Source organism: Flavobacterium sp. TMP13, assembly GCF_050847115.1.
In the GTDB taxonomy this organism is placed as follows: Bacteria; Bacteroidota; Bacteroidia; order Flavobacteriales; family Flavobacteriaceae; genus Flavobacterium.
In genome coordinates, this window is sequence record NZ_CP193656.1 from 1,580,099 (window position 1) to 1,600,634 (window position 20,536).

The 20,536-nt window shown below is 33.2% G+C and carries 17 protein-coding genes and 1 tRNA gene; 10 read left to right on the forward strand and 8 right to left on the reverse strand.

What is annotated here, in order from left to right:
• Positions 1-25: 25 nt before the first annotated feature.
• Both ACRASX_RS06845 and ACRASX_RS06850 read right to left on the reverse strand, forming a co-directional pair.
• Positions 26-1,570, reverse strand: coding sequence for an Rne/Rng family ribonuclease (locus tag ACRASX_RS06845; protein ID WP_432222866.1), 1,545 nt, complete (start codon positions 1,568-1,570; stop codon positions 26-28).
• Positions 1,571-1,954: 384 nt separating this feature from the next.
• Positions 1,955-2,245, reverse strand: coding sequence for an HU family DNA-binding protein (locus ACRASX_RS06850; RefSeq protein ID WP_066313067.1), 291 nt, complete (start codon positions 2,243-2,245; stop codon positions 1,955-1,957).
• Positions 2,246-2,379: 134 nt separating this feature from the next.
• Between ACRASX_RS06850 and mutY the strand changes: the two genes are divergently transcribed.
• From mutY to gldD, 7 genes are all read left to right on the forward strand, one after another.
• Positions 2,380-3,420: an A/G-specific adenine glycosylase gene (gene mutY / locus ACRASX_RS06855; RefSeq protein ID WP_432222867.1), complete on the forward strand. Its 1,041-nt coding sequence runs from the start codon at positions 2,380-2,382 to the stop codon at positions 3,418-3,420.
• 474 nt (positions 3,421-3,894) lie between these two features.
• Positions 3,895-4,680, forward strand: coding sequence for a GLPGLI family protein (locus ACRASX_RS06860; RefSeq protein ID WP_432222868.1), 786 nt, complete (start codon positions 3,895-3,897; stop codon positions 4,678-4,680).
• A 12-nt stretch (positions 4,681-4,692) separates the two neighbouring features.
• Positions 4,693-6,702: a hypothetical protein gene (locus ACRASX_RS06865; protein WP_432222869.1), complete on the forward strand. Its 2,010-nt coding sequence runs from the start codon at positions 4,693-4,695 to the stop codon at positions 6,700-6,702.
• Positions 6,686-7,342, forward strand: coding sequence for a hypothetical protein (locus ACRASX_RS06870; protein WP_432222870.1), 657 nt, complete (start codon positions 6,686-6,688; stop codon positions 7,340-7,342). The genes ACRASX_RS06865 and ACRASX_RS06870 overlap by 17 nt, the downstream gene beginning before the upstream one ends.
• Before the next feature lie 185 nt (positions 7,343-7,527).
• Positions 7,528-7,968, forward strand: coding sequence for a single-stranded DNA-binding protein (locus tag ACRASX_RS06875; RefSeq protein ID WP_066313079.1), 441 nt, complete (start codon positions 7,528-7,530; stop codon positions 7,966-7,968).
• Between the two features lie 23 nt (positions 7,969-7,991).
• Positions 7,992-9,287: a gliding motility-associated protein GldE gene (locus tag ACRASX_RS06880; RefSeq protein ID WP_432222871.1), complete on the forward strand. Its 1,296-nt coding sequence runs from the start codon at positions 7,992-7,994 to the stop codon at positions 9,285-9,287.
• Entirely contained in the window at positions 9,287-9,856 is a 570-nt protein-coding gene (gene gldD / locus ACRASX_RS06885) for a gliding motility lipoprotein GldD (RefSeq protein WP_157492748.1), read from the forward strand. The genes ACRASX_RS06880 and gldD overlap by 1 nt, the downstream gene beginning before the upstream one ends.
• A gap of 51 nt (positions 9,857-9,907) precedes the next feature.
• Here the strand turns inward: gldD and ACRASX_RS06890 are convergent, their stop codons facing one another.
• Complete coding sequence (locus ACRASX_RS06890) at positions 9,908-10,285, reverse strand: heavy-metal-associated domain-containing protein (protein WP_432222872.1); 378 nt, start codon at positions 10,283-10,285, stop codon at positions 9,908-9,910.
• 103 nt (positions 10,286-10,388) lie between these two features.
• Here ACRASX_RS06890 and ACRASX_RS06895 point away from each other — a divergent pair, with 103 nt between their 5' ends.
• Complete coding sequence (locus tag ACRASX_RS06895) at positions 10,389-11,255, forward strand: DMT family transporter (RefSeq protein WP_432222873.1); 867 nt, start codon at positions 10,389-10,391, stop codon at positions 11,253-11,255.
• A gap of 92 nt (positions 11,256-11,347) precedes the next feature.
• Here the strand turns inward: ACRASX_RS06895 and ACRASX_RS06900 are convergent, their stop codons facing one another.
• A complete protein-coding gene (locus ACRASX_RS06900; protein ID WP_432222874.1) occupies positions 11,348-13,396 on the reverse strand; it encodes a M16 family metallopeptidase in 2,049 nt (682 codons plus the stop codon).
• 10 nt (positions 13,397-13,406) lie between these two features.
• Positions 13,407-14,732 carry a M16 family metallopeptidase gene (locus ACRASX_RS06905; protein WP_066313090.1) on the reverse strand — a complete coding sequence of 442 codons (1,326 nt, stop codon included), beginning with the start codon at positions 14,730-14,732 and terminating at the stop codon, positions 13,407-13,409.
• Positions 14,733-14,994: 262 nt separating this feature from the next.
• Between ACRASX_RS06905 and rplU the strand changes: the two genes are divergently transcribed.
• Both rplU and rpmA read left to right on the forward strand, forming a co-directional pair.
• Complete coding sequence (gene rplU, locus ACRASX_RS06910; RefSeq protein ID WP_066313093.1) at positions 14,995-15,429, forward strand: 50S ribosomal protein L21; 435 nt, start codon at positions 14,995-14,997, stop codon at positions 15,427-15,429.
• Positions 15,430-15,453: 24 nt separating this feature from the next.
• Entirely contained in the window at positions 15,454-15,714 is a 261-nt protein-coding gene (gene rpmA, locus ACRASX_RS06915) for a 50S ribosomal protein L27 (RefSeq protein WP_066313094.1), read from the forward strand.
• Between the two features lie 514 nt (positions 15,715-16,228).
• On the opposite strand, the gene ACRASX_RS06920 is transcribed toward rpmA, so the two are convergent.
• The 3 genes from ACRASX_RS06920 to ACRASX_RS06930 form a co-directional block, all read right to left on the reverse strand.
• Complete coding sequence (locus ACRASX_RS06920) at positions 16,229-18,364, reverse strand: cation:proton antiporter (RefSeq protein ID WP_432223074.1); 2,136 nt, start codon at positions 18,362-18,364, stop codon at positions 16,229-16,231.
• Between the two features lie 580 nt (positions 18,365-18,944).
• Positions 18,945-19,019 (reverse strand) — tRNA-Val (locus ACRASX_RS06925).
• 234 nt (positions 19,020-19,253) lie between these two features.
• The gene (locus ACRASX_RS06930; protein ID WP_432222875.1) at positions 19,254-20,480 is read right to left on the reverse strand and encodes a bifunctional folylpolyglutamate synthase/dihydrofolate synthase; all 1,227 of its coding nucleotides are present in this window, start codon (positions 20,478-20,480) and stop codon (positions 19,254-19,256) included.
• Positions 20,481-20,536 lie beyond the last annotated feature (56 nt).

Here is a 20,536-nt window from a genome sequence, read left to right on the forward strand (position 1 = left end):
ATCTTTCGAGAGGCGGTTTTATTATTTATTCTTTGATAACATTTCCTTGTTTGTCGTAGAAATGATATTCTAAGTACGTGTAAGCGTCACGTGGTATGATTTTTACCCATTTTTTGTGTTCAAAAAACCATTTTGAACGCAATGATGGAAAACCTTGACTGAGGTATGCAGCCACAAACGGGTGTACATTAAGTACGACGTTTTTGTGGATTTTTAAAATTCGTTCTAGATCAAGAGCGATTTTATCAATGATTTGAATTGGTGCTTCAATTTCACCATTTTCATTGTTTGGATCTTCTTCTCTAGTTTTAATGTTTACTTCGGGTCTTACTCTCTGTCGAGTAATTTGAACAAGTCCAAATTTACTAGGAGGCAAGATTTTATGCTTGGCTTTATCGTCGCTCATTTCTTCTCGCAAGAAGTCGAACAGAACTTTCCTGTTTTCTGGATTAGACATATCGATAAAATCAATCACTATGATTCCGCCCATATCACGCAAACGCAATTGTCTGGCAATTTCGGCAGCTGCAATCATATTTACTTCAAGAGCTGTGTCTTCTTGGTTGGTGGCTTTGTTTGATCGGTTACCACTGTTGACGTCAATGACGTGCAAGGCTTCGGTATGTTCGATGATCAAATAAGCTCCTTTACTCATAGAAACCGTACGGCCAAATGAAGTTTTGATTTGTCTCTCAATGTTGTATTTCTCGAAAATTGGAGTGTCGTTTGATTGATAAAACTTTACAATCGATTGTTTGGAAGGTGCAATTTCTTGCAAATATTCCTTCGTTTGATGGTACAACTCTTCGTCATCTATCTGAATACCACTGAAGGTATCGTTGAAAACATCTCTTAATATTGAAGACGCTCTATTGAGTTCTCCTAATACTTTGGATGGATGATGAGCAGTAGGTAATTTTTTACACATTGCAGTCCATCTGCCTAGCAGGTTCTGCAAATCTTTTTCTAATTCTACTGTACTTTTGCCTTCGGCTACTGTGCGAACAATAACACCAAATCCTTTTGGTTTGACTGATAGAACAAGTTTTTTAAGACGGTCTTTTTCTTTTTTGTCTTCTATTTTTTGTGAAATAGAAACACGGTCAGAAAATGGAACTAACACAATAAAACGTCCGGCAAGAGAAAGCTCAGCGCTAATTCTTGGTCCTTTGGTTGATATTGGTTCTTTGACAACTTGAACTAAAACAGATTGATTGGCACTTAAGATATCAGTTATGATACCGTCTTTGTCAATTTCTTTTTCAAACTGAAAAGCTTTTAGGGAGAAATCTTTTAATTTACCTGCGCTTACAAGTTTTATGAATTTCAGTTGGGAAGCTAAGTTAGGACCTAGATCGTGATAATGTAAAAAGGCATCTTTTTCGAAGCCTACATTTACAAAAGCAGCATTAAGTCCGGCAACTGGTTTTCGTATTTTGGCGATAAAAATATCACCAACTTGAAAGTTGCTTTTCTCTTCTTCCTTGTGTAATTCAATTAGTTTTCCATCTTTTAATAAGGCAAAATCTACGGCTTCAGAACTAGATCTAATGATTAATTCTTTATTCACACTGTAAATTTTTATCCGAACTTTTTAGTTTTCAGTTTTAGGTTTTAGTTTTCAGTTTTACAACTCATAACTCCTAACTTATAACTCGTGACTGAATTGTAAGGATGGATTAAACAATATTTTAACAGGTATTGAACCCGGGGAAAATTAGCTTGCAACAAACAGTTTAAAGTGATCAGCGAACTGAAGACTTATTACTGACGGGCGAATACTAACTTTCGATTTCAATGAACGTTTAAAAAGAAAAAAGTAGTTTAAAACTACTTTTTCTTTTTGTGACGGTTAGCTCTCGCTCTTTTCTTTCTTTTGTGCGTAGCTACCTTATGTCTCTTTCTTTTTTTACCACTTGGCATATCGTATCGATTTTATGATTAATTAATAGTGTTATTTTGCTTCGTTATTTATTTTTACTCCTTCTACAAAAACTTTTGCAGGTTTAAACGCAGGAATGTTGTGAGCAGGGATTTTGATCGTGGTATTTTTAGAAATATTTCTTCCTGTTTTTTCAGCTCTTGTTTTTACGATGAAACTACCGAAGCCTCTTAAATAAACATTGTCTCCAGTTTCTAAAGAAGATTTAACCTCTTCCATAAATGTTTCAACTGTTGCTTGAACATCTCCTTTTTCAAGTCCTAATCTCTCTGAAATTTTCGCTACGATATCTGCTTTCGTCATTTTCTTTCGTATTTATAAATGGTGTACTATTTTTTTTGAGTGTGCAAATATAACAATTAAAAAAACAATAATTCAAGCTAAATCGTTAAATTTTAATAACATAAACTTTTACTTTTGTGGTCTAATAATTAATAATGAATTTTTCTAAATTGCTTATAAAGTGGTATTTACAAAACAAACGTGATTTGCCATGGCGAAATACCACCAATCCTTATCCTATTTGGCTCTCCGAAATTATGTTGCAGCAAACGCGTGTAGCGCAAGGAATGCCTTATTTCATGTCATTTACAACCGCTTTCCCAACCATTTTTGACTTGGCTGCTGCAGAGGAGCAGCAAGTACTTAAGTTGTGGCAAGGCTTAGGTTATTATTCTAGAGCGCGCAATTTGCATTACACCGCAAAATATATAGCAACCGAGTTAAATGGAGTTTTTCCGGCAACTTATAAAGAACTCTTGCAATTGAAGGGAGTAGGAGAGTACACGGCGGCAGCCGTTGCTTCTTTCGCCTATAATGAAGTTGTTCCTGTGGTTGACGGAAACGTGTTCCGGGTTTTATCGCGTTATTTTGATATAGAAACCGATATTGCCAATGCTGGTGCTAAAAAGGAATTTGCCGCATTGGCTTTTGAATTGATGCCCAAAGATAATCCCGCAATTTTTAATCAGGCGATAATGGAGTTTGGTGCGTTACAATGCGTACCTAAAAGTCCAAATTGTTCCATTTGTGTTTTTAACTCGAGCTGTTTGGCTTTGCAAAAAAATAAAGTGGGTGTGCTTCCTGTAAAATTAAAGAAGGTGAAAGTGACCAATCGGTTCTTTAATTATTTTATTTTAGAAGATACGCTTGGCAATACGATTTTGCAACAAAGAACAGCCAAAGGCATTTGGCACAATTTATACGAGTTTCCGCTTTTGGAAACTGAGGAGGAAAAGGAATTTGAGTTTGTTGCTACAGTGCTTACAAATGAATTCTTTAGTCATTATACTATTACAGGTATAGAAGAATTGAATACTAAAGCGATTATGCATAAATTATCACATCAGCATCTTAATATTAAATTCTGGAAAATTCGCGTTGGTCAATCAATTGAAAATGGTATTTCGATCGCAGAAGCTAAAAAATTTCCGTTCCCGATTGTGATTCATAATTTTTTAGAAACGCTTTTCGTATAGCTTAGGCGAACTGTTTTTAGGTGAAGAATTCTTTTTTGTATTTAATTTGTAAGATTTTTATCTTTATAATTATTATTGTCGTATTTTCGCCACGGTATACCAAAATAATTAACCTTTAATTTTTAAATCACGTAAAAAGAACCATTTTTTTATTTGCATTTTATCTGTTTCTTTATTTGCTAGTGCAAATGAGGTAGGAACAAAAACTTTAATTCCCAATCAAATTAAAGAAATTAACACGAAAGAAGTTAGCTTATCTGAAGAAGACGGAGATTCAGAACTTTTAGTTGATTTCTGTATTACTCGTACAAATTATTGGTTTGTTGAATCGGGTTATGATATGCAAGGTTATCATGAAATATATGATGTAGAAACTACAACAACTTGTTATTAAATCTGCTACTTAATTTTTTAAACTAAACCAAAAAGCAAATTGTTTTTTAGAAACAATTTGCTTTTAATAATAAAAATAAAATGAAAATAAAACATTTAGTATTTTTCTTCTTCCTGTCTTTAATAGGATATTCTCAAGCAGTTACAGTGAATTATTCGGAAAAAAGAATTATCAGTAAAGAAAAGCTGGAAGCTACACCGGAATTTGCTAGAAAGCATATTTTAGCATCGTATAATTATACTTTAAAATATCAGAATGGAATTTCGCTTTATGAAAATAGTTCCCAAACGAAAAATACCGAAAATTCAGTAAATGAAATTGCGAATGAAACAAATGATGGAGGGGGAGTTCATAAAAATACTGCTACTTATAGAATAACAGACAAAACAAAGGAGAAATACTACTATAAAGATATAGCTGGTAATGAACTACTCTTTAAGTTTTTTAATGGCAATAAAGATTTCTTTGGTAAAGATCATTTACTAAATTGGAATTGGCAAATCACCAATGAAACTAAAGAAATGAATGGTTTCACTTGTAAAAAAGCTACATCTGATGCGTTTGGTTATTTTTTTACAGCTTGGTTTACTGAAGATATTGCGATAAGTGCAGGTCCGGAAAAATTTGATGGACTTCCGGGGCTCATATTATATCTAAGCACAGGAGGAATTGAGTTTGTAGCCACTAGTGTGAAAATTGATGAAAATCCAATAATAATAGTAAAACCCGAAACACCAAAAGAAACCGTTACCATGGCGGAAGTAGAGAGTTTCGTAAAAGAGAAAGTAAGTAAATTGAAATCGAGTTCTACAACTACAGTAAATGGAAATACAACCACTACCAGATCTACGATTATTATAAAATAGGCTATACCATTTATGCGAATCATATTGTTTTTTTTTATTTTTTCATTTCTCCAAATTCAAAGTCAAACCACTATTAAAGGAACAATAAAAGATTCATTGCAAAATCCAGTGTCACTTGTAAATGTACGATTGTATAATAAACTGGATAATGTACTTATTGATTTCAAACAGTCCAATAATTTGGGACAATTTGAATTGGTTTGTCCTGATGCTGAAACTAAAATTTTTCTACTCAAGGCAAGTTTTTTGGGATATAAGCCAGTTGTTTTTGAATTTAGCACTGATGGCAATCGTTCAATTATTGAGAAAAACATTATTTTAAAAAATGAGGTTGTAGCCATGAAAGAGGTTGTGATCAAAGCTGATTTTCGTGATGTTAATGAAAAGAACGATACAATAACTTTTAATCTCAAAAGATTGCTCAATGGGTCCGAGCAGAAACTAAAAGATGTAATAAAGAAATTACCTGGACTCAGTATCGATAAAAATGGTAAGATAAGATATCAAGGAAAAAAAATTGATGATGTGTTGATTGATGGCCATGAGTTTTTTGGAACTCAACATCAACTAGCTACAGAAAATCTTAAATCGGAAATGATTGAAAAGATTGAAATCCTTAAGAATTTTAAAAATTTATCTTCTATTACAGGATTTGACAATAATAAGCGAACAGCACTAAACCTTTCTCTAAAGAATCAGTATAAAAACACTATTAAAGGTGATGTTAGCCAAGAATATGGTTATAAGAAAAGTTACAGACAGCACAACACTATCTATAATTTTGGTGGTAAAATAAAGGTGAATGTTATTACAGATGTCAATAACACAAACAATCCGGCTTTTACAGTAACTGACTACTTAGAGCTTAAAAAAGGGATTCAAAATGAGTTGTTTAGTGAGAACTCATCCAGTTCTATAACTGTTGACGAAGACGTGCCTTCTTTTTTGTTTGCTACTGATAATGTTAATGCTAAAGACATTCAGTTTTATTCTGTCAATTTTAGTGACAAAATTTCTAAAACGAGCAAGGTCAAGTATTCTTCAATGTTAAATTATATTAAGCAATCGGAGTTTCTGCAAGCCAAGCAAAACTTTTTTTCTACTACTGATATTATAATTGATAAAAATTCAAGTATTGCTGGTAAATCCCTCTTTAGTACAAATAAAATCAGTTATGAGTATAAGCCAAATGAAAATAATTATTTTAATTACGTCTTAGCTGTAAATTACAGCGCGAATAAGCGAATTAATCTTGTTCGTACGATATTAGCTACTAACCAGGCCAATTTTGATGATAGTAAAAATAACGTTGATACGGGTGTTGGTCAATTTTTTTCGCACAAAATTAAATTGAATGACAAATTTCTTTTCGAGTATAATTTGTTTGCCGACTTCACGAGTTTTACCAAACATTTAAATATTACTGCTAATCAGCCTTTTTTTAATTTAAAATTTAATGAAGATTTCTTAATCAATCAAAGAACTGATGGTTACAATAATTCTTTAGGAGTGAACTCTAAGTTGCGAATAAAGAATGAATTTGGAACTTTAATTTTAAATGCGGGTTCTTCACTTAAAAACGATTCTTTTAATAATTTTATAGATGACTTGAATCCGCAATTTAGTACTGAGCTAAATTTGGTAAGAACCAACAATTATTTGGGCGTTAATTTTAGTAAAAAGAAAATTTATAAATTTAATTATGCTCTAGGTGCTCGCTTAGAGTATGTTCAGTTTGAACACAATTCTAAAAGAGCCGATAACTTGGTATTTTTGCCATCTGCTAATTTTTCTTATGAAGTTTCAAATGAAATAAATATTAATTTAAACTATAAAAGAGATTTTTCAAACGTGACTATAGATAAAGTTATAACAGGTATGCTGATAGAAGACTATAGAACGGTTTTTAGAAGTAAGAATGTGTTTTATAATTCAATTTTACCTAAAAACACAATTACATTAAACGGTTCGTATTCTAGTTCACGTACTGGCATAAGGTCGTTTTTTGGTTTATACGGATAAAATAACAGATGTTGGTTTTAATACTTTTAATTCTGAAAACATAAGCATTAGAGAATATGATTATATCGATTTGGATAATTCAAAATATTTGTTTTTCACAATCGAAAAAAAATTAAAAAGTATTCCTTGGTCGGCTAAATTAGAAACACTACAATCTTTTTCGAAAAGAGAATCCTTTATTAATTCTAACGCGACAACTTTCGGTACGAATCAAACTAAACTGGATGTTACTCTTTTGTCTTATTTTAAGTCCAATGACTTTAATGTCAGTTTAGGTGTAGAATACCTTGTGAATTCTTCCGTAAATGATTCGAATAAAGAAAAAAGTCAACTAAACACAGTAGCTGCTTTATTCGCATTCAATGGTGTGGTTTTTAAAGATAAATTAAATTGGGATTTAGAAAGTAAAATTATTCATTTTGATTCCGCTAATTCAAAGCAGAAAGATGTTTTTGAATTGAATCCAAGCATTACTTATTCAATTAAAGATTGGAAATTTATGTTAAGAGGCGTGAACATATTAAATATTAGAGATAATAATACCCGCTTACGAGTAAATAATAGTGATTTTTATTTTGAAGCACAACAGTACAGTTCTCTTGCAGGATTTGTTACCACGGGTTTTTCGTATTCATTTTAATTTTCAAAAGAGAAGAAAACTACACCCGTGTACTCTACTAGCAATAAATTTTCACTTCAATATTTGCTCCTTTATTTTAAAAATTTTAAAAAAAATTCCGTTCCCGATTGTCATTCATAATTTTTTGGAAACGCTTTACTATTGTTTTTAAAAAAATGTATCTTTGGTAAAACACCTTAAATACCATGAGCGGAACGTTAAACAAAGTAATGTTGATAGGCCATTTAGGCGAGGATATAAAAATGCATTATTTTGAAGGAGGCAATTGCATTGGACGGTTTCAGTTGGCAACCAATGAAGTGTATATTAATAAATCAACTAGCGAAAAGATAACGTCGACCGAGTGGCACAATTTGGTGGTTCGCAATAAGGCTGCCGAAATTTGTGAAAAATATTTGTCTAAAGGAGATAAAATTTATGTAGAAGGTCGAATTAAATCGCGTCAGTGGCAAGGTGAAGATGGTGTGACTAGAAATACGGTTGAAATTCAGGTTACAGAATTTACTTTTTTGTCTACCAAAAAAGAGAATGAAAGCAATAAGCAAAATCAAGTTACAGAATTGCCAAAAAACACTAACTTTGACGCTTCAAATAATGGTTTGCCTATTAACGATTTGCCATTTTAATTGTTTAACTAATCTTTTTTAATTTGGACCCAGAGCCCAGTTTGTACCTTGCAACAATTGTAGATCCTAATATTGTCATTGGATTTGTCGGAATAGTTATTTTACTATTTTTTTCGGCTTTGGTTTCTGGTGCCGAAGTCGCGCTTTTTTCGCTTTCGCAGAAAGATATCGAGGAAGCAACACAAGAAAATCAATCTAAAGGAAAAATTATTGCCAATCTTTTAGAAAAACCCAAAAAATTACTCGCTACGCTTTTAGTTTCCAACAATTTTATCAATATTGCAATTGTGATTTTGTTCTCTTTTGTGGGAAAAAATATCTTTAGCGCCATCGAGTCGCCAATTCTTAAATTTATATTAGAAGTAATTTTAGTTACTTTTTTAATCTTGTTGTTTGGTGAGGTTTTACCAAAAGTATACGCAAGTCGTAATAATATTAAATTTGCTAAACAAGTCGCTTACCCAATGGCTTTTTTGGATAAAATTTTGTCGCCTTTAAGTATTCCAATGCGTTGGACGACCATTTATTTGCACAACAAACTGGGGAAACAGAAATCTAATTTTTCGATCGATCAATTGTCTCAAGCTTTAGAATTAACTGATTCTGATGAAACATCAACCGAAGAACAAAAGATTTTAGAAGGAATTGTCTCTTTTGGAAATACAGATACCAAACAAGTAATGAGTCCGCGAATTGATATTTTTGCGTTGGATATCGAAGAAACTTTTGGGGAGATTTATCATAAAATTATTGATAAAACCTATTCGCGTATTCCAGTTTATAAAGATAATATCGATCAAATTGAAGGCGTATTGTTTGTCAAAGATTTATTGCCACATATTGATAAAAAAGATTTTGAATGGCAAACTTTAATTCGACCTCCCTTTTTTGTTCCTGAAAATAAAAAATTAGACAATTTGCTTAAAGATTTTCAGAGCATGAAAAGTCACTTGGCAATTGTAGTTGATGAATACGGAGGAACCTCAGGCTTAGTTTCTTTAGAAGATGTTATAGAAGAAATTGTGGGTGATATTAGCGATGAATTTGACGATGAGAGCATTAACTTTTCACAGATTGATGAGAAAAACTTTTTATTTGAAGGAAAAATAAACCTAAAAGATTTTTATCGAATTATAGATGTAAACGAAGATATTTTTGAGGATAAAAAAGGCGAAGCCGAAACTTTGGCTGGTTTTATTTTAGAAATTATTGGAAATTTTCCGAAGAAAGGTCAAAAAATCGCCTACGAGAACTGTCTCTTTACGATAGAAACAGTAGATAAAAAAAGAGTAAAACAAATTAAAGTAACGATTGACTAATGAAATTGATTAAAAACAGCTTTTTGATTCTTGCTTTTTTGGGATTAGTAACCACTGTTTCTAGTTGCAAAGATGATGTTTTGCCAAAACCAGCAAGTTATTTGCGACTGGATTATCCTGTTGCCAAATACGTTTCGTTTGAAAATCAATGTCCTTTTAGTTTTGAAATGAATAACGATGCTATTATTAAGGGGGAAAAAGATTGTGGTTTTGCAATTACGTATCCAAAGATGAAGGCGACTATTTATCTAACGTATAAGCCCGTTTCTGGAAATATAGACAAACTACTTCGCGATGCTCAAAAGCTTACCTTTGAGCACGTGATAAAAGCAGATGATATTTTAGAGCAACCTTATCTTAATCCAAGTAAAAAAGTGTATGGTATGTTTTACCAAGTGGATGGAAATGCCGCTACCAATTCGCAATTTTACGTAACTGATAGTACCAAACATTTTATAACAGGTTCAGTTTATTTTTACGCAAAGCCCAATTTCGATTCAATCATGCCTGCAGCAAGTTACATTCAAAACGACATGAAGCGTTTAATGGAAACTTTAAAGTGGAAGTAAAAAAAGATATTCGCATTTAGCGGATATTTTTATATAATAGTGTAAGTCAAATTACGATTTTAAGTTTGAAACTTTATACGTTTTTCCATCTGCGCTTGCTTGAACTGCTTTAGTTAAGCTTTCTGGGTTTTGAAGATTTTTATCAAAACTTACGGTAGCGGTTTTGGTATCAAAATCAACTGTCGCTTCTTGAATTCCTTCCATTGCAACTAATTCTTTTTCTATAGTTCTGGCACAACCCACAGCGCAAGTCATTCCTTCGATTTCAAAACTAGCAGTTTGTAAGTTTTCGGGAGCTACTGCTTTTTTAATTATTGCTGCTTCTGTAACTTCTTTTTTAGGACTTATTTTTTCAGACTCGTTCTTTTTGCAATCGATAAAAAAAATACTCATTATAGCTAAAGCCGCAAGTGATTTAATGTTTTTCATGATTTATTTAGATTAATTTTTTGATGTTACTCACTAGCAAAAATATGCAAAAATTAGAGCTAAATCACAAAAATTATTACACTTTTGCAGCAAATTAAACAGGATGAATGCGAAACAATTAAAATGGGTCTATCTTTTTATACTTTCCTTAATTTGGGGAAGCTCCTTTATATTAATAAAAAAAGGGTTAGTTGGTTTGTCGGCGTTGCAAGTTGGTTCACTACGAATTATTTTTGCAGCTTTATTTTTGCTTTTAATTGGATTTAGAAGTTTAGCTAAAATTCAGCGCATACAGTGGAAATATATTGCTATTACTTCTGTGCTAGGTACTTTTTTGCCAGCTTATCTTTTTGCGATTGCCGAAACAGAGATCGATAGTTCGACTACAGGAATTTTAAATTCGCTTACGCCACTTATTACTTTAGTGCTTGGCGTATTAGTGTTTGGAATAATGGCGCAACGACGACAAATAATAGGCGTTTTTATTGGTTTAATTGGTAGTGGTTTATTAGTTTTTAGCGGAGCAATGAATCATCCTGACCAAAATTACTACTACACTTTATTGGTGTTAATTGCCTGTTTTTGCTATGCGTTAAATGTAAATTTAATTAAGAAATACTTATCTGATTTGAATTCATTGAGCATCACAACTGGAAATTTTACAATTTTGGTAGTGCCAGCTTCTATTGTTCTTTTAACCACAAATTTCAGCGAAGTTGTTGACGTAGCAGAAGTGCAACATTCGTTGTTTTTTATTTTAATACTTGGTATTGTGGGAACAGGAATTGCGAACATTATCTTTTTTAAATTGATACAAATGTCATCACCGGTTTTTGCTACTTCAGTAACCTATCTTATCCCAATTGTTGCTTGTTTTTGGGGATTTTTTGATGGAGAATTATTGTCGCCATATCAATTGCTTGGTGCTCTTGTCGTTTTACTTGGTGTGTTTTTGTCTGCACGAAAATAATCGTGCGTTCGGATTTTTTTAATCATTTTCAGAAACAATACGAAATAAAAAAAGCTGTCCGAAGACAGCTTTTTTTGTACCATTGCACATGCTTATTTAAAATCGGCATCCGCCACATCTTCATTTACTTTTACTTCTTTCATTTTAATGTCTAATTCAAAACCAACATTCTGAATCATATTAAAAGGTAATTTAACGCCTTTGACTTCTTTGTAATCACCAAAATTGGTGGTTACGGGAACTTCTTTTCCGCCTTGGTCAATCAATTTTGTTTCAGCAACTTTTAAACCAGTTGTAGTGCTGTAAAAATAAGTTGACTTTCCGTTCTGTATTACGTAAGCATCAGCATTGTTAACTGCTTCTATTCGGTCTACCTTTAAGTCTGTTCTTTTAGCAAGATTTAACTCCTCAAAAGGCTTAGCACTATTTTGCATGTCTTTTAAAACCGCACCTTCAAAATTCATGCGCTGTCCTTGTTGCATCACGTACGCTTCTTTTTCATTTACCACTTGCTTCATCACGTTCATTGTTCCCATATTCAATTCTACCATCGATTTTCCTTTTGCGTCAATTTTTGAGGTAAAATCTAATGGAGATGGCGCTTGCGGAATAGTAGTTGTTCCAAACATCGCAATCGTTTTTACTTTTACAATGTTTTTTTCGCCACCAATAGCATTAATGTATTTTTCAAAAATACTTTTAGCTGTTACTCCTTGGGGTACTTCTTTTGTAGCTACCTTCTTTTCGGTAGGATTTGCATATTTGTCGTAATATTTAATCGGGATGTTTAGTTTTTCTAAACCTGGTAAAACCTCACTTCCTTTTCCAGCAATAACAATACGCATATTGTCCATCAAAAAGTATTTGTTGGCAACGCGCAAAATATCATCGGCTGTAACGGCATTGATGGTCTGAATGTATTTCTCGTAGAAATCTGCTGGTAAATCTTCTGTTTCAATGTTCAATGCATAACGGGCAACTGTTTGTGGCTTTTCAACTTGCATTACAAATCGACCGATATAACCTGCTTTTACATTTTTAAGATTGGTTTCGTCAACTTTCTCTGTTCTAATTTTTTTAATTTCCTTCATGAATTCAACGACAGCGCTATCCGTTACTGCATTTCTAACAGCCGACTTTGCGATGAATTTTGAATCGTATTTGCTACTTCCAATAGAAGAACTTGCGCCATAAGTCCACGCGTTGGCTTCTCTCAAGTTCATATTTAAGTAACTATTAAAATCTCCTCCTAAAATTTGATTCGCAATTACAATTGCAAAAAAGTCAGGATCGTTCATTTTTAATTTAACCGTGTTCACTACAGCAATTTCAGATTGAACGGCGTTAGGAACATCGACAAAGTTAATTTCTAGTTTTGCAACATTTGCTGGACTTGCATAAGTTTGAGTTGGAATAGTTGATTTTTTCCAAGCGCCAAAAAGTTTTTCTACTTCAACCTTTACATCTTTATATTTTACATCTCCAATTATAATTAAATAAGCGTTTTCTGGAGCAAAATAAGTCGCGTAATTATTTTGAACGTCGGCAAGAGTAACATTGTTAATCGTTGCTGCAGAAATAAATTCGCCAAACGGATGATGTAAGCCGTAAGCCAATGCATCAGTTACTCTATTGGAGATTGCTGGAACACTTTTCTCGTCGGCTTTTAAGCTTTCGATAATTTTATTTTTTTCTTTATCAAATTCTTCTTGAGTGAATTTTGGTTGTAAAGTACCTTCAGCAAGTAGCTCTAAAACCCTTTTACTGTATTTTGATAAAGCATTGGCATTGGCTCCTTGCGAATTAAAGTTGATACTTGCTCCTAAAAAGTCGATCTCTTCGTTAAAAGTGTCTTTGTCAGTTTTTTGAGTTCCGTCGCCAATCATGGCGCTCGTTAATTCGGCAACTCCTTTTTTATTTCCTTCTACAAAAGGAGGATTGTCAATCGTTAAATTAAAAGTTACTCGCGGTAATTTATGATTTTCAACAACCATGACTTTCATGCCATTTGCCATCGTAAAACTTTCTGGTTTTTTGATATTTACTTTTGGCGAAGGTCCTGGTTTAGGTTGTGTTCTGTCTTGTGCTTGCATCATTCCTGTAATAGTCAGTGCTAATATTAATAGTGTTATTTTTTTCATGTTTCGAAGCTTAGTTTTGTGTTTTTGCTGTTGCTGGTACATAATCTAAAACCAATCGTTGATTTGGATTCAAGTATTTTTGGGCTACTTCTCTTATTTCCTCTCTCGTAATCGAATGAATCATATCAATTTCGGTATTGATCAAATTAACGTCACCGTACAAAAGGTAATAACTCGCTAAGTTTTCTGCAATTCCTTCTACACTAGAATTGGCGTTTACGTAATTGTTGTCGAATTTATTTTGTAATTTTTGAAAATCTTTTTCAGAAATTAAATCCGTTTGAATTTTTGCAATCTCGCCGTCAATTTCGCTCAAGAGTTCTTTTGAAGTCGTTTTTCCCATCGGAATTCCGTACAAAATATACATACTATAATCTTCTTGATTGTATCCGAAAGCTCCAATTTGTAACGCTTTTTTCTCTTGATCTACAATTTTTTTGTACAATTTAGAGCTTTTTCCATCACTTAAATACGAAGAGATAAGATCTAGAACTCGAGCATCTCTTGTTTTCATAGAAGGGGTACGATAAGCAGTCACTAACATCGGAAGCTGTATGTTTGGATCTTCGTATGTAGCTGTAATAGTTTCGGTAATTGGCTTTTCTTCATATGTTTTCTTAACTATGTTTTCGCCACGCGGAATTACGCCAAAGTATTTTTTGACCCATTCTTTAGTTTTTTTAGTGTCAAAATCTCCAGCGATTACTAAAACTGCATTATTAGGAGTATAGAATTTTTTATTAAAAGCTTTAAACTCTTCCAAGGTGGCAGCGTCTAAATGTTCCATCGAACCAATAGTGGTCCAGCGGTACGGGTGTACTTCGAACATTTTTTCTTTGACCACAGTAAAAATATTACCATACGGTCTATTGTCGTATCGAGATCTTTTTTCTTCTTTAACGACTTCATTTTGGGTATCGACACCAATTTGATTGATTACAGGGTGTAATAGACGTTCTGATTCCATCCATAATCCCAACTCTAGGTTGTTAGAAGGAAAAACTTCGTAATAGTAGGTTCTGTCGTCTGAAGTATTGGCATTGTTAACTCCGCCATTTGCAGTTACAATTTTAAACCATTCTCCTCTTTGAATGTTTTTGGTTCCTTCGAATAATAAATGTTCAAAAAAATGAGCCACTCCAGTGCGATCTGGATTTTCATCTTTAGATCCCACATGATACATAACTGATGTAATAACTACGGGAGCTGATGGATCGTTGTGCAAAATAACATGCATTCCGTTATCTAAATCGTATTCCTCAAAAGCAACCTTTTGAGCCGAAGCGATTCCGCCAAGTAGAAGTGATGCGCCTAAAACCATTATTGTTTTTTTCATAGAAGGTTAATAAAATTAGTTTTAACTTAATTAGTACTTAATAGTGCTTTAATGTTACCTCAAAAGTAGTTTTTTTTGTTTTGAAACTTAATTTTTCGGTGTTTTTTCCGATATTTTTAACATGTGTTTCGTAAAACAGTTTTAATGTAATGAGCTGTTTTTCATCGGTGTTGTAAGTTTTCTAATTATTTTGTAATTAGCGATTGTATCATAAATTTTTAATTGTATATTTGCAACCTTAAAATTATTAAAACAATTTGATATGTATGCAATCGTAGAGATAGCAGGGCAACAATTTAAAGTAAGCAAAGACTTAAAGGTTTATGTGAACCGTTTGATTGACAAAGAAGGAGATGCAATTTCATTTGCAAAAGTTCTTTTGTTAGATGATAACGGAACCATAACTTTAGGCGCCCCAGCTATAGAAGGTGCTTCTGTAGAAGCTAAAGTGTTACAACACTTAAAAGGTGATAAAGTAATTATTTTCAAAAAGAAAAGAAGAAAAGGTTACAAAAAGAAAAATGGACACCGTCAGTACTTGACGCAAATCCAAATTTCTGGTATTACCACTGGTGGAACTAAAAAAGCAGCTACAAAGAAAGAAGCAGCTGAACCAGTAGCTAAAGATGAAGCAGCTCCAGCTCCAAAGGCTAAAAAAGCAGCTCCAAAAGCTAAAAAAGAAGATACTAAAGAATAATAACAATATTAAAACTAAAACATCATGGCTCACAAGAAAGGTGTCGGTAGTTCGAAGAATGGTAGAGAATCAGAATCAAAACGCTTAGGTGTTAAGATTTTTGGTGGTCAAGCTGCTATTGCTGGGAACATCATCGTAAGACAAAGAGGTTCTAAACATAACCCAGGTGAAAACGTTTACATTAGTAAAGATCATACTTTACATGCAAGAGTTCCTGGTATTGTTAAGTTCCAAAAGAAAAGAGACAATAAATCATACGTTTCTATCCTTCCATTCGAAGCATAATAACTGCGATTATATTTTATAAAGCCCGTTCTGTAAAGTTCGGGCTTTTTTATTGTTAAATTTTTAACTACCCTGTGGTTCGATTTAAGGGGGAAAGTAGAAAGTTATTATCGTCGGAATAAATAATTTAATGCTGTTAGAGAAATCGATTTGTTTCTGCGTTGCTGTGTCAAATCTGCTTGGAGCGACATTGTGCTTCTTAGTTGTGAATTGGCTTTAAAGCGCTTGCCAAGACCTGGTGATCACTCGATTTGGTTACTAAAGTAATTTTTAAATTGTTTTTTGAAAGAGATAGTGTTTTTTTTTCAATTAAAACTGTATTGCTGCGTATTGCGCTTGTCTGACCGTTCAATATTAACGCTGATGCTAACGTCATTTCGTTTTCTGACTAAACATTAAGATATTATTTCAGGAAAAATTAGAATACAATTTTTAATTGCAACAACTGAAGCACTTTTATATGAATGAATGATTCAGTTATTCAGTTGATTTTACTGGTTTACTTTTTTTGAATTTACTTCTTAAAAATATTTCCAAATTCTTTTCCCAACTTTTGTATCGTCTCAATTCCTTTAGATAGCGGTTCTGAGGAAATATTTTCATATCGTTCTCGTATTAAATTACGATTGAATTGCTGGGGATACACTACAATTTTATTATTGAAAGGGAAGTGTTTTTCGAGTTTATTGGGTAAATTTTCTAATACTGATAGGTGAGAGGTCGCTCCTCTATGGGCCGAAATCAATACAAACAAATCGTCTTCTCGCACGTTTCTTGCTAGAATAAGAAAATCATCCCAGTCGCTAAACGGATTAAAAACGATTGATGCACTTAATTTTGCTGACTTTAGTACCTTGGCAATGGCTCTCTCAGTCGCTTCGTTGCAAAACAGTTGAATTGATATGCTTAATTCTTGCGCTAAAATGGCGATTTTAGTTAACCAATGCTCGAAGCCATTTTCATGTTCGGCTAAAGGCGGAACGGCTATAATAATTCTTTTATGAGTTACTAAAGGTTTTTCAAGATCGCATACAAAAGTTGTCTTGTCTGTATTGCTCAAAACGCCTTCTACTTTGTCGCCAATTAATTTGTCGATAAATCCAATTTTTCTAGGCCATCCGAGAATAATAATGTCGGCCATAATTTCTCTAGAAATACGTGAAATACCACTTGTCGGGTTGTGATCAATGGTTGTAATTATGTTGACATTTGTTTCGGATGCAGAAGCTTGCTTTACAAATTCTTCAAGTTTATTTCTGGCTTTTAAAATATTTATTTCTGCTTCATCATTATTAGAAACAACCGAAAGAATTGAAATTGGATTTGGTGATTTTTTATCTTTGATGAAAATAGAAAATTCCAATAATTTTTCAATACTATCCACATTTGCTATTGGTAATAATACGTGCTCGTTGTGGCTAACTATTAAATCAGTATTATCATGTTCACTTTCAATTAGGATTTTTTTAGCTGCTTTTTCGGTAACAAACGAAGCTACAATACAGGTCACCAAAATAAGTATAATGGTTCCGTTTAATATATTCTCATCTAGAATTCCAGCTTTATAGCCTACTAAAATTACCGCAAGTGTTGCCGCGGCATGTGCGCTGCTTAAACCAAATATAAGTTGACGTTGTGCGGTTGAGTATTTAAAAATTTGCTGCGTAAACAATGCGGCAAACCATTTTCCAAATAAAGCGACAACAGTTAGGGTTGCGGCTACAATAAGTGCTACTGGACCACTTAAAATAACGCTAATATCAACAAGCATTCCTACGCTTATTAAGAAAAACGGAATGAATAAAGAGTTGCCGATAAACTCTATTCGGTTCATTAATGCAGAAGAATGAGGAATTAGTTTGTTTAAAGCTAGTCCAGCAACGAATGCTCCAATGATTGGTTCTACGCCGGCTACTTCTGCTAAAAACGCTGCAAAGAAAACTACGGCCAATACAAATATATAATGTGAGTGCTTTTCACTTTCAAGTTTTCGGAAAAACCATTTTGCAATTCTCGGAATGATGAGAAACATAATAGCTGAGAAAATGGCAAGTGAAACGGTTAACTTAATCCAAAAGGCTTGATTTAGGTTTCCTTGACTATTGCTCATTATCACCGCTAAGATGATTAATACAGCGGTGTCGGTTAAAATGGTACCTCCAACAGTGACGGCGACTGCTTGGTTTTTTGAGACACCGAGTTTACTAACTATCGGATAGGCTACAAGTGTATGTGTGGCAAACATGCTCGCGGTTAGTAAGCTTGCGTTAAAATCATATTCTAGAAAGTAAAAGCAAACCGGAAAGCCTAATCCTAAAGGGACGATAAAGGTAAATAGTCCGAATAACAGGCTTTTATTTCGATTGGATTTAAATTCATTCATGTCAAGTTCAAGACCTGCAATAAACATGATGTACAATAATCCAATTGTTGAGAACAGATCAACTGCTGAGTTTTTTTCCAGAATGTTCAGTCCGTAAGGACCGATCACAACTCCGGAAATAATTAATCCTATAATGCCAGGAATATTTAGTCTTTTAAGTAGAATGGGAGATAAAAGAATAATGAAAAGTATTAATGAAAAAATTAGCACAGGATTATCAAGTGGTAATTTAAATTCGTGTAATAGGTGGCTAAAAAAGTCGGTCATATTATATGCTCTTTGTTCGTTTATTGTATTGTATTGTAAAAGATGTGCCACAAGCGGTGCTGAAATTAAAGTAAATTTGGTACTTATTTAAACGTTGCATGTTTGTAGAATAATAAATTTGAATTACTATTTCGATCAGATCTTTTTTGAAAACGTAAATTTTATAAATTTGTCCCGTTAGGAATTAGTTTAAGTGTTTGATTTTAAGGGGATCAATATGCTGAAAGCGCTTTATTATGGAGGTAATTTTATTTCTAGTTTTGTTAGTACTTGTTAAATTGCGCAAATAATTTACATATTGAAATTAGCAACTAAAGTAGTATTTTTTTTAGATCTATCAGCAGTTTTTTAAATTTTAAAAAGACTTAAAATCAAGGGTTGAAAGGGCTGTTCGTAGGGGGTCGTAGGGTTTTAAGCTTGCGAACTATAAGTGCTAAAATTTACTGAATTAGATAATAAAATTAAGCTTGCTGCCGTGGGGGTTTTTATCCTAAAAATAGTTGAAGTGCTACAGGAGTAATTGTATTTTGTTTCAAAAAAAAACCTCTAAAATCAAATGACTTTAGAGGTTGTAATTCTGTGGGCGATGAGGGGTTCGAACCCCCGACCCCCTCGGTGTAAACGAGGTGCTCTGAACCAGCTGAGCTAATCGCCCTATTTTACTAGGTTGCTATCATTTTGTGATTGCGAGTGCAAATATAAGGCAGTTTTATTGATATGCAAAACATTTTTAAATAAAAATTAAAATTATTTTTTAGTGCCTTGACAACTAGATTTTTACTCCTTTGTTTTTTGTGCTTTTTAATTGAATTTAATATTTAATCCTATTTTATGAAACAAAAACATAATAGTGTGGTTATGCTGTGTTGAGTTTTTTGGATAAGCAGCATTACAAATTCGGTATTTCGGCAATTACAAAATTACTTCCTCCAATAAAAATGAAATCAGCTGTCGAAGCCGCTTTAACGGCGCTTTGATAAGCAACTGCAACTGATTCGTATGTTACGCCCTTTAAACCATGAGAAAGAGCTTTGTTTTGAAGTGTTTCGGTGTCTAGCCCTCTAAAATTATTCGGTTTGCAAAAATAATACTGGGCTTCAGTTGGAAATAAAGGTAAAATGCTAGCCAAATCCTTATCGTTTACGACTCCTAAAACAATGTGAAGCTTTTTAAAATTTTGTTTCTGAACTTGATTCATTACAATTTGCAGTCCATTTTTATTGTGCGCAGTGTCACAAATAATTTTTGGCGAAGTGCCTAATTGCTGCCATCTTCCTAGAAGATGTGTGTTTTTTACGACTTTCAAAAGTCCGTTTCTTATTTGTTCTTCAGAAATAGTAAAACCGCTATATTGATTAAGTACCGCAATAGTTTGCTGAACCGTTTTTTTATTGTGTTGTTGATAATCGCCCAGCAAGTCTGAAGGAAATGCCTCTTCAACACGTTCTGAAGCAAAATAAATTTCGCTTTCTAATTCTTTCGCTCTAGCTAAAAAAACAGGTTTGGTTTCTGCAGTGTATTCGCCTATGACAACTGGAGTTTGGTATTTAATTATTCCTGCTTTTTCAGTAGCAACCGATTCTACTGTATTTCCTAAAAATTGAGTGTGATCTAAATCGATATTAGTAATTACTGAAATAAGTGGTTTAATGATATTAGTGGCGTCCAATCTGCCGCCCATTCCTACTTCAATAATGGCAATATCCACTTTCTCTGCAGCAAAATAATCAAAAGCCAAGCCTACTGACATTTCGAAAAAACTTAAGGATTCTTTCTCAAAAAACGACTGGTGTTTCTTTACAAATTCACAGACGAAATTTTCTGAAATATCATCGCCATTGATTTTAATGCGCTCTCTGAAGTCTTTTAAGTGGGGAGAAGTATAAAGTCCGACTTTGTAGCCGGCCTCTTGTAAAACAGAAGCAAGCATGTGCGAGGTAGATCCTTTTCCGTTGGTTCCTGCAACGTGAATGCATTTAAGCTTTTCTTGTGGATTGCCAAGATAATTGCACAATAGTACAATGTTGGTTAAATCTTCTTTGTAAGCACTTGCGCCTTGAGTTTGGTACATTGGAAGTTGATTGAACATCCAATGGGTAGTTTCTTGGTAATTCATGTAGTCTATAAATAATAAAAACCCAAAGATACTTGAGTTTTTATTATTTTAGTTAT

Coding starts and splice junctions, on each gene's coding strand:
- ACRASX_RS06895 (WP_432222873.1), top strand. CDS start 10,389: ATGAATGCGAAACAATTAAAATGGGTCTATCTTTTTATACTTTCCTTA.
- rpmA (WP_066313094.1), top strand. CDS start 15,454: ATGGCTCACAAGAAAGGTGTCGGTAGTTCGAAGAATGGTAGAGAATCA.
- ACRASX_RS06930 (WP_432222875.1), bottom strand. CDS start 20,480: ATGAATTACCAAGAAACTACCCATTGGATGTTCAATCAACTTCCAATG.
- ACRASX_RS06905 (WP_066313090.1), bottom strand. CDS start 14,732: ATGAAAAAAACAATAATGGTTTTAGGCGCATCACTTCTACTTGGCGGA.
- ACRASX_RS06920 (WP_432223074.1), bottom strand. CDS start 18,364: ATGACCGACTTTTTTAGCCACCTATTACACGAATTTAAATTACCACTT.
- ACRASX_RS06850 (WP_066313067.1), bottom strand. CDS start 2,245: ATGACGAAAGCAGATATCGTAGCGAAAATTTCAGAGAGATTAGGACTT.
- gldD (WP_157492748.1), top strand. CDS start 9,287: ATGAAATTGATTAAAAACAGCTTTTTGATTCTTGCTTTTTTGGGATTA.
- ACRASX_RS06875 (WP_066313079.1), top strand. CDS start 7,528: ATGAGCGGAACGTTAAACAAAGTAATGTTGATAGGCCATTTAGGCGAG.
- mutY (WP_432222867.1), top strand. CDS start 2,380: ATGAATTTTTCTAAATTGCTTATAAAGTGGTATTTACAAAACAAACGT.
- ACRASX_RS06865 (WP_432222869.1), top strand. CDS start 4,693: ATGCGAATCATATTGTTTTTTTTTATTTTTTCATTTCTCCAAATTCAA.
- ACRASX_RS06900 (WP_432222874.1), bottom strand. CDS start 13,396: ATGAAAAAAATAACACTATTAATATTAGCACTGACTATTACAGGAATG.
- ACRASX_RS06890 (WP_432222872.1), bottom strand. CDS start 10,285: ATGAAAAACATTAAATCACTTGCGGCTTTAGCTATAATGAGTATTTTT.
- rplU (WP_066313093.1), top strand. CDS start 14,995: ATGTATGCAATCGTAGAGATAGCAGGGCAACAATTTAAAGTAAGCAAA.
- ACRASX_RS06860 (WP_432222868.1), top strand. CDS start 3,895: ATGAAAATAAAACATTTAGTATTTTTCTTCTTCCTGTCTTTAATAGGA.